The 17,121-nt window shown below is 60.6% G+C and carries 12 protein-coding genes, 1 other RNA gene and 1 pseudogene; 7 read left to right on the top strand and 7 right to left on the bottom strand.

Annotated features, from left to right (window positions below):
* Window positions 1–194 precede the first annotated feature (194 nt).
* The 4 genes from AB4N85_RS25385 to AB4N85_RS25400 all read left to right on the top strand — a co-directional run bounded on the left by AB4N85_RS25385 (window position 195) and on the right by AB4N85_RS25400 (window position 4,447).
* Entirely contained in the window at window positions 195–1,544 is a 1,350-nt protein-coding gene (locus AB4N85_RS25385; protein ID WP_150743425.1) for a GntP family permease, read from the top strand.
* A gap of 16 nt (window positions 1,545–1,560) precedes the next feature.
* Complete coding sequence (locus tag AB4N85_RS25390; RefSeq protein ID WP_056782832.1) at window positions 1,561–2,421, top strand: MurR/RpiR family transcriptional regulator; 861 nt, start codon at window positions 1,561–1,563, stop codon at window positions 2,419–2,421.
* A 1-nt stretch (window position 2,422) separates the two neighbouring features.
* Window positions 2,423–3,880, top strand: coding sequence for an N-acyl-D-amino-acid deacylase family protein (locus tag AB4N85_RS25395; protein WP_460066349.1), 1,458 nt, complete (start codon window positions 2,423–2,425; stop codon window positions 3,878–3,880).
* A 198-nt stretch (window positions 3,881–4,078) separates the two neighbouring features.
* Window positions 4,079–4,447, top strand: a complete 369-nt coding sequence (locus AB4N85_RS25400; RefSeq protein WP_016771789.1) for a glyoxalase superfamily protein — start codon at window positions 4,079–4,081, stop codon at window positions 4,445–4,447.
* Window positions 4,448–4,699: 252 nt separating this feature from the next.
* Here AB4N85_RS25400 and AB4N85_RS25405 read toward each other — a convergent pair whose 3' ends face one another.
* Together AB4N85_RS25405 and gliR are read right to left on the bottom strand one after the other, a co-directional pair.
* Entirely contained in the window at window positions 4,700–5,065 is a 366-nt protein-coding gene (locus AB4N85_RS25405; protein ID WP_236169267.1) for a DUF6124 family protein, read from the bottom strand.
* A gap of 479 nt (window positions 5,066–5,544) precedes the next feature.
* The gene (gene gliR, locus AB4N85_RS25410; protein ID WP_460066352.1) at window positions 5,545–6,561 is read right to left on the bottom strand and encodes an AraC family transcriptional regulator GliR; all 1,017 of its coding nucleotides are present in this window, start codon (window positions 6,559–6,561) and stop codon (window positions 5,545–5,547) included.
* Between the two features lie 188 nt (window positions 6,562–6,749).
* On the opposite strand from gliR, the gene AB4N85_RS25415 reads away from it, so the two are divergent.
* The 3 genes from AB4N85_RS25415 to AB4N85_RS25425 are packed head-to-tail and all read left to right on the top strand — an operon-like array spanning window position 6,750 to window position 11,493.
* A complete protein-coding gene (locus AB4N85_RS25415) occupies window positions 6,750–8,354 on the top strand; it encodes an FAD-binding oxidoreductase (protein ID WP_460066355.1) in 1,605 nt (534 codons plus the stop codon).
* A complete protein-coding gene (locus tag AB4N85_RS25420; protein WP_460066358.1) occupies window positions 8,351–9,946 on the top strand; it encodes a glycerol-3-phosphate dehydrogenase/oxidase in 1,596 nt (531 codons plus the stop codon). Before AB4N85_RS25415 ends, AB4N85_RS25420 begins: the two co-directional genes overlap by 4 nt.
* Entirely contained in the window at window positions 9,943–11,493 is a 1,551-nt protein-coding gene (locus AB4N85_RS25425; RefSeq protein WP_460066360.1) for an FGGY-family carbohydrate kinase, read from the top strand. The genes AB4N85_RS25420 and AB4N85_RS25425 overlap by 4 nt, the downstream gene beginning before the upstream one ends.
* An 878-nt stretch (window positions 11,494–12,371) precedes the next feature.
* Here AB4N85_RS25425 and AB4N85_RS25430 read toward each other — a convergent pair.
* The 5 genes and pseudogenes from AB4N85_RS25430 to ssrA form a co-directional block, all read right to left on the bottom strand.
* Window positions 12,372–13,235 (bottom strand): methyl-accepting chemotaxis protein, encoded by an 864-nt coding sequence (locus AB4N85_RS25430; protein ID WP_370593494.1) that lies wholly within the window; start codon window positions 13,233–13,235, stop codon window positions 12,372–12,374.
* A gap of 42 nt (window positions 13,236–13,277) precedes the next feature.
* Window positions 13,278–14,156 (bottom strand): annotated as a pseudogene (locus AB4N85_RS25435) (methyl-accepting chemotaxis protein); the annotation flags it as partial.
* A 282-nt stretch (window positions 14,157–14,438) separates the two neighbouring features.
* Window positions 14,439–15,026: a GNAT family N-acetyltransferase gene (locus AB4N85_RS25440; RefSeq protein WP_457264412.1), complete on the bottom strand. Its 588-nt coding sequence runs from the start codon at window positions 15,024–15,026 to the stop codon at window positions 14,439–14,441.
* 238 nt (window positions 15,027–15,264) lie between these two features.
* Window positions 15,265–16,113, bottom strand: a complete 849-nt coding sequence (locus tag AB4N85_RS25445) for a hypothetical protein (RefSeq protein WP_056782848.1) — start codon at window positions 16,111–16,113, stop codon at window positions 15,265–15,267.
* 567 nt (window positions 16,114–16,680) lie between these two features.
* Window positions 16,681–17,069: a transfer-messenger RNA gene (ssrA, locus tag AB4N85_RS25450) on the bottom strand.
* Window positions 17,070–17,121 lie beyond the last annotated feature (52 nt).

The raw sequence follows: 17,121 nt of genomic DNA on the forward strand, positions 1-17,121 counted from the left end.
CAGGGACTTTGTGGTGGCCAGAAAGTCATGAAAATCCCGCCCTCCGATTTTCATTAATCACGACACCACATATCCGCCAGCGACACGTCTTGTCTCTCCACGAAAATTACTTTCATGTGGTTTGAAATCTCTATCTCGAAATGATTTATGAGTTTCACAACCCATTCGAACGTGACCCTTTCGAGGAGTACCGCATGACGCCTTCCTTCGGCTATTGGCTGCTGGTCTACGCCGCCGTGGCCATCATCGCGCTGATCGTGTTGATCGCCCGTTACCGGCTCAATCCGTTCATTGTCATCACCCTGATTTCCCTGGGCCTGGCGCTGGTGGCCGGAATGCCGCCGTCGGCGGTGGTCGGCGCTTATGAGGCGGGCGTCGGCAAGACGTTGGGGCATATTGCGCTGGTGGTGGCGTTGGGGACGATGCTCGGCAAGATGATGGCCGAGTCCGGCGGCGCCGAGCAGATGGCGCGCACGCTGATCGAGCGATTCGGCGAAAAGAACGCGCACTGGGCGATGGTCTGCATCGCGTTTCTGGTCGGCTTGCCGCTGTTCTTCGAAGTCGGTTTCGTCCTGCTGGTGCCAATCGCCTTCACCGTCGCCCGCCGCGTTGGCGTGTCGATTCTGATGGTCGGTCTGCCGATGGTTGCCGGGCTCTCGGTGGTGCATGCGCTGGTGCCACCGCACCCGGCGGCGATGCTCGCGGTGCAGGCCTATCAGGCGTCGGTCGGGCAGACCTTGTTGTACGCGATCGCGATCGGCATTCCGACCGCGATCATCGCCGGGCCGCTGTACGCCAAGTTCATCGTGCCGCGCATTCAATTGCCGGCGGACAATCCGTTGGAAAAGCAATTTCTCGAGCGCGAGCCGCGCGACAGATTGCCGGGTTTCGGCATCACCATGGCAACCATTCTGCTGCCAGTGGTGCTGATGCTGATCGGCGGCTGGGCCAATCTGATTTCCACCCCCGGCAGTGCGTTTAACCAGTTCCTGCTGTTCATCGGCAATTCGGTGATCGCGCTGTTGCTGGCGACTTTGCTGAGCTTCTGGACGCTGGGCATTGCTCAGGGTTTCAACCGCGAATCGATCCTCAAATTCACCAACGAATGCCTCGCGCCCACCGCCAGCATCACCTTGCTTGTCGGCGCTGGTGGCGGCTTGAACCGGATACTGGTGGATGCCGGCGTTACCGATCAGATCGTCGGCCTCGCTCACGAATTTCACCTGTCGCCGCTGATCATGGGCTGGTTGTTCGCTGCGCTGATGCGCGTTGCCACTGGCTCGGCCACCGTGGCGATGACCACCGCATCAGGCGTTGTCGCGCCGGTGGCCATCGGTCTGGGTTATCCACACCCTGAGCTTTTGGTGCTGGCGACCGGCGCGGGCTCGGTTATCTTTTCCCACGTCAACGACGGCGGCTTCTGGTTGATCAAGGAATACTTCAACATGACGGTCGCGCAGACGTTCAAGACCTGGACCGTGCTCGAGACGCTGATTTCGCTGGTCGCTTTCGCGCTGACCGTCGGCCTTTCCTACCTGCTGTAACCGGAGCCCGCCGCCCATGGACATCCTCTACCAGATCCGCGCCCGCCAGGATTCCTTCAGCGCCGGCGAGGGGCGCATTGCGCGGTTGATGCTCGACGATGTCGGCTTTGCCGCCAGCGCGAGCCTCGAAGACCTCGCACAACGCGCAGAGGTCAGCACCGCCACGCTGTCGCGCTTTGCCCGCACGGTCGGCTGCCGTGACCTGCGTGATCTACGTCTGCAACTGGCCCAGGCCAGCGGCGTTGGCAGCCGTTTTCTCGACCCGGCGGGCACGCCCGAGCAGTCGGCGTTCTACGGGCAGATTGTCGGCGACATCGAAACCACGCTGCGCCAGCATCTGGCCGGTTTCGATGAATCGCGCTTCGCCGACGCAGTGAAATTGCTCAGCCAGGCGCGGATGATTCACGCGTTCGGCATGGGCGGTTGCTCGACCCTGTGCAGCGATGAATTGCAGGTACGTCTGGTGCGCCTCGGTTACCCGATTGCGGTGTGTCATGACGCGGTGATGATGCGCGTCACCGCCGCCAGTTTGAACGCCGAGCAAGTGCTGATTGCCTGCTCGCTGACCGGCATCACCCCGGAGCTTTTGGAAACCGTGGAGCTGGCGCGCAATTACGGCGCGCGCATTCTCGCCATCACTCGCGGCGATTCACCGTTGGCCGAACTGGCCGACGTCGTCCTGCCGCTGCAAGGCGCGGAAACCTCGTTCATCTACAAACCGACGGCGGCGCGCTACGGCATGCTGTTGGCCATCGACGTGCTCGCCACCGAACTGGCGCTGGCCAGCCCTGAAGACAATCAAGAACGTCTGCGGCGAATCAAACTCGCCCTCGACGAATACCGTGGCGGCGACGATCGCCTGCCGCTGGGAGACTGACATGCAGTACGACACCCTGATCCGCAACGCGCTGGTCATCGACGGCAGCAACACGCCGGGCTACCGCGCAGACGTGGCGATTCTCAATGGCCGCATCGAGCGCATCGGCGATCTGCCTGACGCCCGCGCCAGCGAAGAAATCGACGCCGCCGGCCGGGTGCTGGCGCCGGGTTTCATCGACGTGCACACCCACGACGACACGGTGGTCATTCGCCAACCCGAGATGCTGCCCAAGCTCAGCCAAGGCGTGACCACGGTGATTGTCGGCAATTGCGGCATCAGCGCTTCGCCGGTCACCTTGAAGGGCAATCCACCCGATCCGATGAACCTGCTCGGCAGCGCAGCGGCGTTCGTCTACCCGCGTTTCAGCGACTACCGCGCTGCCGTCGAAGCGGCCAACACCACGTTGAACGTTGCGGCACTGGTCGGCCACACCGCGCTGCGCAGCAATCACCTCGACGACTTGTTCCGCACTGCAACGCCCGACGAAATCACCGCCATGCGCGTGCAGTTGCGTGACAGCCTCGAGGCCGGCGCGTTGGGCTTATCCACAGGTCTGGCCTACGCCAGCGCCTTCAACGCGTCCACCGATGAAGTCATGCAACTGACCGAAGAACTGACGGCGTTCGGCGCGGTGTACACCACCCATCTGCGCAGCGAATTCGCCCCGGTGCTGGAGGCGATGGACGAAGCGTTTCAGATCGGCCGCCACGCGCAGTCACCGGTGATCATTTCCCACCTCAAATGCGCCGGCGTCGGTAACTGGGGGCGCAGTCCGCAATTGCTCGAAGCTCTGGAAGAGGTAGCGAAAACCCATCCGGTCGGCTGCGATTGCTATCCCTATGCGGCGAGTTCCTCGACCCTGGATTTGAAGCAAGTCACCGACGCCCACCGCATCACCATTACCTGGTCGACGCCGCATCCGGAAGTCAGCGGGCGCGACCTGATCGACATTGCTGGCGAATGGAAACTGTCGCTGGAAGAAACCGCGAAACGTCTGCAACCGGCGGGCGCGGTGTACTACGGCATGGATGAGGCCGACGTGAGAAGAATCCTCGCCCATCCGCTTTCGATGGTCGGCTCTGACGGACTGCCCGAAGACCCGTTCCCGCATCCGCGGCTGTGGGGCGCTTTCCCACGGGTGCTGGGCCATTTCAGTCGCGACGTCGGGTTGTTTCCACTGCACACCGCCGTGCACAAGATGACCGGCCTGTCGGCGGCGCGTTTTGGCTTGCAGGAAAGAGGCGAGATTCGTGAAGGACATTGGGCGGATCTGGTGTTGTTCGATCCGGCGACCGTGCGCGATGTGGCCGATTTCAACGATCCGCAGCGGGCGGCGCAGGGGATTGACGGGGTTTGGGTCAACGGCGTTTTGAGTTATCGCGACGGACAGGCGAATGGCAGCAGGGCAGGGCGGTTTCTGGCTCGCGAAGGTAATTTGCGCGAAGGATTTTATTGATGATGATGGCGCCAAAAGATCGCAGCCTTCGGCAGCTCCTACAGGAGATCGCATTCCAATGTAGGGGCTGCCGAAGGCTGCGATCTTTTGATCTATGTCTCATGGTGGCACTGTGCAATTAAAGAAAGCCATCCACAAGCCGATTTGCTGACATCCTCCCCGTCTACATTGTGGGGCCATTCAGTCAGGGAGCACCCCATGAGCTTCGGCAAAACCACCCCGATCCTGCGGATCTTCGATGAGGCCAAGGCTGTCGAGTTCTACGTCGATTTTCTTGGTTTCAAGATCGACTGGCAGCACCGCTTCGAAGCGAATTTTCCGCTGTATCTGCAGGTGTCGCGGGGCGAGTGTGTGCTGCATCTGTCCGAGCATCACGGCGATGCCTGCCCGGGGTCGGCGCTGCGTATCGAGACCGATGAGCTGGAGGCGTTTCAGCAGCAACTGATGGCCAAGGATTACAAGTTCTCGCATCCGCAGATTCAGGCGATGCCTTGGGGGAGTCAGGACATGACCATTGCCGATCCGTTTGGCAATCGGTTGGTGTTTACCAATGCGATCAGTCTTTGATCTGCATGCCTGAGATCAAAAGCCCCTCACCCTAGCCCTCTCCCGGAGGGAGAGGGGACCGACCGAGTTGACCGTGCTTCAAACGTCTACCTGAACGACCGTGTCGAATATGGATTCACAGCGATCATTTCAGGTCGGCGTATTTCGTGAGCATCGCACGGTCGGCCCCCTCTCCCTCTGGGAGAGGGCTGGGGTGAGGGCAATCCCTGACACCCCACCAAAATCAGCCCACACCAAATCCCCCAAAAACCCTCAATCAGTCGGCACCAACCGATCCAGCACCCGATTCACCGCCATCTCCGCCACCATCACAATCTGCGCAATGCCCTGCAACGTCTTGCGTTGCGAGCCGTTCACCAGCCCCGCCTGATCGTTGAGCATCACCGTCGCCGACCCCAACGTTTCGCAGGCGTCGGCCAACAGCGATTCGTTGTCGGCCTCGGGATTGGCCATGTACAGCGTGTTGGATTTGTAGGGCGGGGCCATGAATTCAGCGCTGGATGGGCCGAGGTAATGGTCGAGGGCGCGGTCGGCGGCTTCGTGGAATTTCTTCGAGTCGACGGATTCGTAGGGGGATGCCGGGCCGGTGGTTGGCGGGTTTGGGGTTACTTTGAACATGAATGCTTGCCTCTTATGAAGCTGCATCCGTTTCGCCGCTAAGCAAAGGGAGGCAGCTGTGCGCAAGTTAGCGGACCGGTAAGCATTCAACCCGGTGCATCCGAAGATGCCATGCGCACAGCCACCATCGAGTGCAGGCGTGAGCCTGACTGGATTGGACTTGTACAACCGGAATGCTGTCCGAGCCGCTAAGCTCGGTCACTGAGAAATCAGTGACCGAATCAAGTTACCGGCAGGCCCCAAGGCGCACAAGCCGGCGGATTCTGGCGCAGGCGTAGGCAGGGTCGCAAGGAATTGTGGGTGGTTTCGCTGAATGTCTGGCGGCTTTAAACAGTTGTGCCAAGGCGTGTTTAATTGGTGTGGCGAATGACGCCTTCGCGAGCAGGCTCGCTCCCACAAGGGGGCTGCGGTGAACTCGGAAATGCAGGCAACTGAGAACTACTGTGGGAGCGAGCCTGCTCGCGAAGGGGCCATCAGCATCACCGCCGATTCCGCAGCCGAAACTCCCCCGGCGGCATCCCGCGCCAGCTCTTGAACGTGCGATGAAACGAGCGCGGTTCGGTGAAGCCCAGATACTGCGCAATGTCCTGAATGGGCAACGTGCTGTTGAGCAAATAATGCTCGGCCAGTTCCTGACGCAGCTCATCGAGAATCTGCTGATACGACGTCCCGGCCTGCTGCAATTGCCGCTGCAACGTGCGCACCGAGACGCTGAGCTGCTCCGCCACTTGCTCCTTGCGCGGCAAGCCCTCCTTGAGCAAACCGCGCAGGATGTTTTTCACCTGCTGCGCCAGCGACGCATCTTCCAGCGTCGCCAGCAAACCCATCGCGTGTTCTTCCAGGGTTCGCAGCAATTGCGCATCGGCCTGGCGCAGCGGCAACTGCAAATACGCCAGCGGCACCACCAGCGCCGAATACCCCTGATCGAACCGCACCGGGCAGCCGAAAAACGCCTCGTACTCGGCCTGCGTCACCTCATCCGGCCGCGCATGCTCCAGCCATACGCAGGCCGGTGACAGCTGCGTGTCGGCGATCCAGCGCGCGTAGTGCAGCCACGAACCGAGCACGTTTTCCACCAAATGCCGACGAATCCGTGGCCGCTCGTAGCGGCAGGTCCAGATCAGATGCACGTGCTCGCCCTGCACCTGGGCGCGGCTGACACCCATGTCGCCGACGAGTTTTTCGAACGGCATGATCCGGCTCATCGCATCGCCCAGCGTCGCGCAATTCATGGTGATGTAACCGAGCACGCTCCACGAATTGGGCAGGACGAAATTCGCCGCATGCAGCCCGAACAACCCATCGCCCGAGTGCTCGCAGAAATAATCCAGCAAGCGTTCGTGAACCTCACCCGGCAGGCGCAAGGTGTTGTCGCTCAACTGCTGCGCCTGCAACCCGGCCGCCGCCAATGCAGGCTCGATGGCCATGCCCAACTGTTCGGCATGGCGCAGGTATTTGAGCAGCGGCGGAACGGAAGTGAAGCCGAGCGATGGCATGGTCGCGGTCCTTTGATCGACGGCGCGTGAGCGAATGAATGGCGCAAGGTAAGTGGATTGCCCGGCGAAAGTAAATGCCCGGACGTTTGGCGCCATTCGCTACAGGTTCTGGCCGGATGCGACCGTGACAGATCTCCAGCGCTGACTAGTATGCAAGCTTGATCCAACGGCAGAAAAAGGACTCACGCATGCGACGCTGGAACGGCTGGGGAGAGGTAGGCACGGTGGTCGAACTGCCGGCCCAAGGCGCGACGTTTCTCCATGAACGCTTGGGCGCTGGCCACGCGTTGCCCGATGCGACCCTGGCGGCGGCGTTGGCGCAAGTGCCGACCTCGCGCCTGGTGCCGCATCGCTTGTACAGCGTCGATACTCACGATCGCCTGCTGCACGCGCGCGGCCAGAGCCTGCCGGACTGGCTGGCGTTGCGCGAAGGTGCGCTGGGTACTTATCCCGATGCCGTGGCGTTTCCTGAAACGGCCGAACAGATCCGCCAATTGCTGGCGCTCGCCCATGATCAGGATCTGTGCCTGATTCCCTACGGCGGCGGCACATCGGTGGCCGGACACATCAATCCGCCGAACTCCACGCGGCCGGTGCTGACGGTGTCGCTGGCGCGAATGAATCGCCTGACCGACCTCGACGAACAGAGCCTGCTGGCGACATTCGGCCCCGGCGCCAGCGGGCCGCAAGTCGAAAGCCAATTGCGCGCGCGCGGCTACACGCTGGGGCATTTCCCGCAGTCATGGGAGCTGTCGACGCTGGGTGGTTGGGTGGCCAGTCGTTCCAGTGGTCAGCAGTCGTTGCGCTACGGGCGGATCGAGCAGTTGTTCGCTGGCGGCACCCTGGAAACCTTCGCCGGGCCTTTGCAGATTCCGACGTTCCCGGCGTCGGCGGCAGGTCCCGATCTGCGTGAAATGGTGCTCGGTTGCGAGGGCCGTTTCGGGATCATTTCCGAAGTCAAAGTGCGAGTCAGCGCGTTGCCGGCGGACGAGCGTTTCTACGGTGTGTTCCTGCCCGACTGGCCGCACGCGCTGCAAGCAATCCGGCAACTGGCGCAGGCGCGCGTACCGCTGTCGATGCTGCGTCTGTCGAACGCGGTGGAAACCGAAACACAACTGGCGCTGGCCGGCCATCCGCAACAGATCGCCTGGTTGGAAAAGTACCTCAAGCTGCGCGGCGCCGGCGACGGCAAATGCCTGCTGACCTTCGGTGTGACCGGCAATCGCCAGCAAAACGCACTGTCACTGAAACACGCGCGCCAGCATCTGAAAGCCTTCGGCGGCGTGTTCACCGGCACGCTGCTGGGCAAGAAGTGGGCGCAGAACCGTTTCCGTTTTCCCTACCTGCGCGAGAACCTGTGGAACGCCGGTTACGTGGTCGACACCCTCGAAACCGCCACCGACTGGAGCAACGTCGATCACTTGCTCAGCCTCATCGAAAACAGCCTGCGCGACGCCTTGGCCGCCGAGGGCGAGCGCGTGCATGTGTTTACTCATCTCTCGCACGTTTACGGCGAAGGCTCGAGCATTTACACCACTTACGTGTTTCGCCCGGCAGCCGACTATGCCGCGACGCTGGCGCGCTGGCGGATGCTCAAACACGCGGCCAGCCAAACCATCGTCGACAACCACGGCACGATCAGTCATCAGCACGGTGTCGGCAAGGATCACGCGCCGTATCTGCTGCGCGAAAAAGGCCCGCTGGCGCTGCAGACGTTGCAGGCGTTGAGCGAACATTTCGACCCGGAAAGGCGCCTCAATCCCGGCACGTTATTGCCAGAGTCGCGGCCATGACGGCGGAATGGAACGCGCAATGGCGCGAGCAGATGCTACCGACGCTGGCGGATCAAACCTGGGACCTGATCGTCATCGGCGGCGGCATCAGCGGCGCCGGGATCGTCCGCGAAGCGGCGCGCCGGGGCTGGCGTTGTCTGCTGCTGGAGCAGCGCGATTTTGCCTGGGGCACCTCCAGCCGATCGTCGAAAATGGTCCACGGCGGTTTGCGTTACATCGCCAAGGGCCAGTGGCGCCTGACCCGCGATTCGGTGCGCGAGCGTCAGCGTTTGCTTGATGAAGCGCCGGGGCTGGTCGAGCCGATGAGTTTCATGATGCCGCACTATCGCGGCGGCTTTCCCGGGCCGCGCGTCATGGGCGGCTTGCTCTCGGTGTACGACGCGCTGGCGGGGCGGCGCAACCATCGTTTTCATGACGCGCAGCAACTGCGTTTTCTCGCCCCCGGGGTGAAGGAAAACGGCCTGCTCGGCGGCAGCTGTTTTGTCGATGCGCTGACTGATGACGCGCGGCTGGTGATGCGCGTACTGCGCGAGGCCCGGGCCGATGGCGCGGTGGTGCTCAATGGTGTGCGCGTCACGCAACTGCTGCGTGAAGGCGGGCGGGTGTGCGGGGTTCAGATCGAAGATGGCGAGGGCGGCGCCACGCTGCAATTGCGCTCCGCTGTGTTGGCTGTGGCCACAGGCGCTTGGGCTGAGCGCTTGCGTCCCGTTGAGTCCGCGAAGCAATTGCGACCGTTGCGCGGCAGTCATCTGTTGCTGCCGGGCTGGCGTTTGCCAGTGGCGCAGGCGTTCACTTTTCTGCATGAGCGCGATCGGCGCCCGGTGTTTGTGTTTCCGTGGGAAGGCGCGACGGTGGTCGGCACCACGGACCTCGATCACCGCGAAGATCTCGACTTGAGCGCGCGCATTTCCAGCGACGAAATCGACTATCTGCTCGCCGCGTGCCAGCAGCAATTTCCCGGCGCCGAAGTGGGCGTCGACGACGTGCTGTCGACCTGGTCAGGCGTGCGTCCGGTGGTCGGCAGCGCGACGGGTGCGCAGCAGGGCAAACCGTCTAACGAGACCCGCGAACATGTGCTGTGGCAGGAGCCGGGTTGCGTGACTTTGGCCGGCGGCAAACTGACCACATTTCGCCCGCAAGCGCTCGAAGTGCTCAAGGCTTGTGCGGCGATGCTTGGGCGTTCTTTTGTCGATGACGGCGCGCCGGTGTTCGCCGCTGTGCCGCCGCTGACGATTGCGGGACTGAGCGGCAATCAATGGCGACGCTTAGCCGGGCGTCACGGTCGAGACCTGCCGAGGCTGGCGCAATTGCTCGGCGAACTCGGTCTGGAAACGGTTGGCGCCACCGATACTTTGTGGGCAGAGCTGGCGTTTGCCTGCGAGGCGGAAATGGTTGTGCACCTGGATGATTTGCTGCTGCGTCGCACCCGTTTGGGCCTGTTGCTGCCGCGCGGTGGCGAGGATTTTTTCCCGGCGATCCGCACGCTGTGCCAGCGACGATTGGCCTGGGACGATGAGCGCTGGCAGGCGGAAATCCAGCGCTACCGTTTGCTGTGGCTGCGCGATCACGGCTTGCCGGAGATCACGCCATGAAATACCTACTGGCGATCGACAACGGCACCCAGAGCGTGCGCGCGCTGCTCTTCGATCTGCAGGGCAATCTGCTCGGCAAAGGCAAAGTCGACTTGCAGGCGTACTACTCGACGCAACCCGGTTGGGCCGAGCAGGATCCGGAATATTACTGGGCGAAACTCGGCGAGGCCTGCCAGCAACTCTGGCAGCAGACCGGCATCGACCGTGCGCAGATTGCCGGCGTGTCCCTGACTACCCAGCGCGGCACAGTGATCAACGTGGACGCCAAGGGCAAACCGCTGCGCCCGGCAATTGTCTGGCTCGATCAACGTCAGGCTGAGGTCGAGGGCAGCATCAAAGGGCCGTGGGGCTGGCTGTTCAAACTGGTCGGCGCCCAAGCGACGGTGGATTATTTTCGCGCCCAGGCCGAGGCCAACTGGATCGCCTGGCATCAGCCCGAGGTGTGGGCGGCGACTGACAAGTTTTTGCTGCTCTCGGGTTTTCTCACCCATCGCTTGTGCGGGCGCTTCGTCGATTCGGTCGGCTGCTGCGTCGGCTATCTGCCCTTCGACTTCAAACGGCTGAAATGGGCGGCGCCGCGCGACTGGAAATGGCAGGCACTGGCGGTGCGCCCGGAGCAGTTGCCGAGCCTGCACAAACCCGGCGAAACCCTCGGCTACATCACAGCCGAAGCCGCCCGCCACACCGGCATCCCCGAGGGCCTGCCGCTGATCGCGGCGGGCGCGGACAAGGCCTGCGAAGTGATCGGCTCTGGCGTGGTCGATGCGCGCACTGTGTGCCTGTCCTACGGCACCACCGCGACCATCACCAGCACCCGCTCACGCTACCTGGAAATCGTCCCGCTGATCCCGCCGTACCCCTCGGCCGTGCCCGATCAGTACAACTGCGAAGTGATGATCTATCGCGGCTACTGGATGGTCAGATGGTTCAAGAATCAGTTCGGCCTGCGCGAGATGCAACAGGCGAAAGCGCAGGGCATCGAACCGGAGCAACTGTTCGACGCACTGGTCGACGAAGTGCCGCCGGGCTCGATGGGCCTGATGCTGCAACCCTACTGGTCACCGGGCATCCGCGAACCGGGCGTTGAGGCCAAAGGCGCGATGATCGGCTTCGGCGACGTACACACCCGCGCGCACATCTACCGGGCCATTCTCGAAGGCCTGGCCTACGCGCTGCGCCAGGGCATGGAGAACATCGAGCGACGCTCAAAAGTCTCGATCAAACGGCTGCGCGTCGCCGGCGGCGGCTCACAAAGCGACGCCGCCATGCAACTGACCGCCAACATCTTCGGCCTGCCGGCAGAACGCCCGCATGTGTATGAAGCGTCCGGGTTGGGGGCGGCGATATGCTGCGCGGTGGGGTTGGGATTGCACAAGGATTTCCCATCGGCCATTGCGGCGATGACTCGGGTTGGAGCGGTCTTTAACCCACAACCCGAGGCGCAGGAGATTTACCAGCAACTGTACACAGACGTTTACCTGCGCATGTACCGGCAGCTCAAACCGCTGTATCAAAGCATCCGCAAAATCACCGGGTATCCCGAATAGTCCTGACACCATAGACCCCTGTGGGAGCGAGCCTGCTCGCGAAGGCGGAGTGTCAGTCAATGATGATCTGAATGATCCACCGCTTTCGCGAGCAGGCTCGCTCCCACAGGGATTTTCGGTGAGCTCAAAATCCGGTGAGTCACACAAATCCAAATGTGGGAGCGAGCCTGCTCGCGAAGGCGCAGCGTCAAGCAATGTTGATTTGATTGACCCACCGCCATCGCGGGCAAGCCCGCTCCCACAGGGGTATTGCGGTGTGCTCAAAATCCAGCGACCCACACAAATCCAATGTGGGAGCGAGCCTGCTCGCGAAGGCGCAGCGTCAGGCAATGTTGATTTGACTGACCCACCGCCTTCGCGGGCAGGCTCGCTCCCACAGGGATTTTGCTGTGTGCTCAAAATCCAGCAACCCACACAAATCCAATGTGGATCGAGCCTGCTCGCGAAGGCGGAGTGTCAGGCACTGTTGATTTGGTTGACCCACCGCCATCGCGGGCAAGCCCGCTCCCACAGGGATTTTCGGTGAGCTCAAAATCCTGTGACCCACACAAATCCAAATGTGGGAGCGAGCCTGCTCGCGAAGGCGCAGTGTCAGGCAACTTTGATTTGATTGACCCACCGCCTTCGCGGGCAAGCCCGCTCCCACAAGGGATCTGCGGTGTGCTCAAATCCTGTGACCCACATAAATCCAAATGTGGGAGCGAGCCTGCTCGCGAAGACGGAGTGTCAGGCACTGTTAATTTGGCTGATCCACCGATTTCGCGTTCAAGCCCGCTCCCACAGTTATCGAGATGAACACATCAACAGTGCTCGACCACGAAAACCTGTGGGAGCGGGCTTGCCCGCGATTCGATTTCAGCTTCAGCGCAAAACCAAAATCAAACGCGGAAGTGGCTGACCATCTGCTGCAACTGACCACCCAACCGCGCCAGTTCAACACTCGACGCTGCCGTCTCATCACTCGCCGCTGCGGTCTGCTCGGACACGTCGCGCACGTTGATGATGCTGCGGCTGATCTCTTCGGCCACGGCGCTTTGCTGTTCGGCAGCGGCGGCGATCTGCTGGTTCATCGACTGGATGTTCGACACTGTACGGGTGATGTTTTCCAGCGAGGCGCCGGCCTTGCGCGTCAGGGCGACGCTGCTGTCGGTCAGCGCGCGGCTGTTGTTCATCACTGCCGAAACCTGCTGGGTGCCGTTCTGCAGACCGGCGACCAGACCTTCGATTTCCTCAGTCGACTTCTGCGTACGCTGAGCCAGACCGCGCACCTCATCGGCAACCACGGCAAACCCACGCCCGGCTTCACCGGCACGCGCTGCCTCGATCGCGGCGTTGAGCGCGAGCAGGTTGGTCTGTTCGGCGACAGCCTTGATCACGTCCATGACGCTACCAATCTTGTCGCTTTCCTGTTGCAGCACGCTCATCGCTTCGGTCGAACGCACCACTTCGCTGGCCAGACGCTCGATCTGCGCGATGGCCTCATTCACCACCTTGTCGCCTTCACGGGCCTCGCCGTCCGCAGCAGCGGCAGCTTGCGACGCTTCCTCGGCATTACGCGCAACTTCCTGCACAGTGGCAGTCATTTCGTGCATGGCCGTGGCGACCTGATCGGTCTCGACTTTTTGGCTGTTCACACCGGCGCTGGTCTGTTCGGTTACAGCCGACAACTCTTCAGCGGCGCTGGCAATCTGCGTGACGCCGTCGCGGATGCCGCTGATCAAGTCACGCAGGGTCACGCCCATGCGCGCGATGCCTTGCTGCAACACGCCGAGTTCGTCGCGGCGGGTAACGGTGACATTCTGGGTCAGGTCGCCGCTGGCGATGCGCTCGACCACGGCGAGGGTTTCCTGCAACGGACGGGTGATCTGACGGGTGATGATTACCGCCGCAATCACGCCAACCAGCAGCGCCAGCAACGTACTGATCAACTGGAAGGTGCGCGCCTGGGCACTTTCGGCGTCACGGCGATCAAGCTGGATCTGGTACAGCTGTTCGCTCAGGGCGACGATGGTGGTGCCCTGATCGGTCATTTCCTTACGCGCCTGCACCGCCTCGGTGTTGGCGTTCTTGTACGCCATCAACGCACTGCGATAGCTGGTCAGCGCGGTTTCCAATTGGCGCAGGGCATCCTGCTGAGTCGCGGCAAATTGCGCATTCAGTGGCTTGAGACTGGCGATGGCCGCGTCGATCTGGCCGACGGCTTTCTGCTCGGTTTCGGCATTGCTGGTCGCGGTGTAACCACGCACTTCATAGCGCGCGAGGATGAAGGCTTCCTTCGCTGCAGTAACCGCCTGGAACTGCTCGAAACGCTGATCGCTCAACTCCATCTGCTGCACGCGCTGGCTGATCGATTCGATCAGGTTGTAGGCGTTCTGGGCATTGACGCTCATGGTGTCGCGGGCGCTGTTGCCGGTGCGATAGGCGTTGCGCATTTTGTTCAGCGAGGTCTGGTATTCAGCGATGGTCGCCGCCTGCTGCTTGAGCAGTTTGACGTTCTCCGGACTCTTGAATTTGCTGATCAACGCCTGCTGCTGAGCAGCGAAGCTTTCCAGGGTGGTCTGCACATTCTGCGCGGCGGTTTCGTCGCCATTGGTCAGCATGTATTGCAGGCGCACCACGCGCAGTTTGGTCAGGCCAGCGTTGAGCTGGGTGATGTCGCTCATCCAGTTGCTGCGGTCGATCAGGCCGCCGAGGCTGGTCCAGCCGGTCAGCGCCAGAACGCAGGTCAGGGCCAGCACGAGGCCGAAGCCCAGGCCGAGTTTCATGTTCACGCTGATGTTACCGAACCAGCTATTCATGCAAATCCTCCAGAAACGTTGGGTTTCTTGGTCGTCAGTTAAGCTGGAAGATTGTTGTTCTTTTGAGCCAGCAGGGGTGTTAGCAGGTCTGTATCGGCCGCAAACCCGAGAGCTGAAAGGATTTTTGTCGGACAGATTTCGCGCAACTCAACCCAGGCGCCGCGACCAACGCTGATCCGGCGCCTCGAACCCCGGATTGACCAGCGCCGTCAGCACATGATCCTGCCAACGTCCGGCGATGTTCAGATACGCCTTCGCATAGCCCTCGCGCTCAAAACCCAAGCGCTCAAGCAACCGCGCACTGCGCTCATTGCCCGGAATGTAATTGGCCATGATCCGATGCAGATTCTGCACATCGAACATATAACCAATCCCCGCCTCCAGCCCCTCCTGCATCAAACCCAGCCCCTGATGCGCCTCATCGATGTGATAACCCAAATAACACGCCTGAAACGCCCCACGAATAACCCCGCTGAAATTGCACGCACCGATCATCTGCTGACCGTCCGCCGACAGCAGCGCGAAATGCATGGCTAACCCGGCTTCGAAAGCACTGGCCTGGATCTCGAGGCGACGGCGGATGTTGGCGGTGGAGAAGTAGTCGGTGGTGCGGATGGGCGACCACGGCGCCAGGTGGCGGAGGTTGCGCTGGTAGAACGCGCTTTCGAGCTCGGCTTGATCGGGGGAGAGGATGGCAAGGGTCAGGCGCGGGCAGGGCAGGGATAACAGCGGCATCGAGCGCTCCTTGACGAGGGATCTGCTGGCAGAGTCGCGCATATGGTGGGGAGCGGCAAGATATGGAGAAGCCGAGGCGAAAAAAAGCCCGCTAGGAGCGCGGGCGAACCGTAGTTTCTTGAATGAGCGGGGGGATTTTATGGGATTGGTCGGGTGGGCGTAGTGAAGAAAAGTTCATCTCGCTTCTGCCGACCGGGTTGATGTCCCGACAGTCGATCTCCAGCGCACGATGAAAATATCAGCGCCCATACAGCACCGTGTTCATCAACGCATTGACCTGATTTGGCATCGTGTGGATGAACCAGTCGAAAGCAAGACCCGAGGTAAGCAGGTACGCGAGAACCAGCAGGATAGGCATGAAGATGATGTTTTTGCGCAGATTGGCGTACTTGCGGGTTTTTCTGGAAAGCCAAGGTTCGTGAGTACCGTTGTTATTGGCATGTGCACCCGCAACGATGAAGTAGGTTGAAAAAAGCATCATCCGAAGGCTGGTATAGATAAACAGCAGTACGCCTATCAGGTGTAGCAAGAACCAGTGCATGTCCAGCAAGACGAAATATTTTTTTATTCCCGTCAGGCCCTGCTCATTGATGATCTGCTGGCTGTACTGAAAGTTTTGCGGCGCTAGGGTGGGCATAAAAGCTTCGTCGGTGACATACGTCGCGGCCACGCAAAATGCCAAGCAAAACAACAGCGCAACGATCCACTTAATGCCCGCGAAGAAGCCTCGGTAAAGGCTATGCAAGGTGCCGCCAGCCCATAGTGAAATGGTGAATAGCGTGATCCAGGAAAGCAGGTTGAGTATCTCGGCCCGGAAAAACACATAAATCAGCCCGGCAATCACCATCATCATGAAGATGACTGGAGTCATATCCTGGCTTGTGCTGGCGGCGTTCACGCCCAGCGGTGGATTGACCACCGTGTTGAAGGTCAGGTTTACCGAATGGCCCGGCTGATTGGTGGATTGTGGAGAATCGCCTTTCAGTACCCGATCCAGAATGGCTCCCAGAATCAGGCCGAGGATGGTGAAGAACGCCGATATGTAGATATCGACTTCCTTGGATTGGATTGTTTCGATGAAGCTCATGGTTTATTGCCTTCCTTGTGCAGGTTGAGTTTCCACATGCGAACCGGTTTTCTCTGCGAGGCGTCCAGCCAGCCGCGGAATGGTAAGGGGATGGCTGTGGTTTTGCTATCACACAAGCGCAATCGTCTTACAGCCAAATTGGTTTCGTTTAATTGGAGAGTGAGCCGAATCGGTGCCGCCCCAGCGTCCTTTTGTACAACGTCGAACATTCACAGCCACCGGCAGGCTTGAGAATGTGAAGGAAATGGGCGGCCATTCGACTAACCCCAGATGCGACAAAGCCCGCACTGGGCGGGCTTTGTCGTTGAGAGTTGGTGGGTCTTTGTCCTTGGGCTTGGCGGCTTTGATTTTTAGGTCTGAAAGGCGTGTGGCTCGGGCTCCCATGGGTACTCCAACGCTGTTTGTGTATTCCAAAATTTACCAGTCACGGGCTTGGAATACGCCTTGGAATACAGTTCAAAATGGATCTGCCTGAAGCGCTGTGGAGCTCAATGGCCCTGAAACCCCCGTATTTACTAGATTTCAGGCACAAAAAAAGACGTCCGTGGACGTCTTTAGATGATTATTTGGTGGAGCCGGGGGGATTTGAACCCCCGTCCGCCAGTACTCCGCTGTCGGTACTACATGCGTAGCCGTGTCTATTAAGTTAACCCTCAGCGACCCGACGGGCAGGGTGCTTTGGGCGAGTTGTGTAAGTTTTAGCCGCTTCGTCCACAACGTACTGCACGGCGATTCTGTTCTATATGACAATCATTTCGGGTTTACAGACATCCCCTGATGATTGCTGGACCCGAAGGTACCAGGAGCATTGTCAGCTGCAATTAAGCAGCGAGAGCAACACCGTATTGGTCGTCATTGGCAACTATAAGTAGTTGCAACAGTGGATTTACGACTTCTGTTACCAAGTCGGCATGCACCTAGAGTTTCGCAACCGGCGTCGAATCCTAAACGGCCCCGAACTCATTGCCCGGTGAATCTGTTCGGGCAACAAGCGTGCACAGTGTACGT

The sequence above is a fragment of the Pseudomonas sp. H1_G08 genome (genome assembly GCF_054681355.1).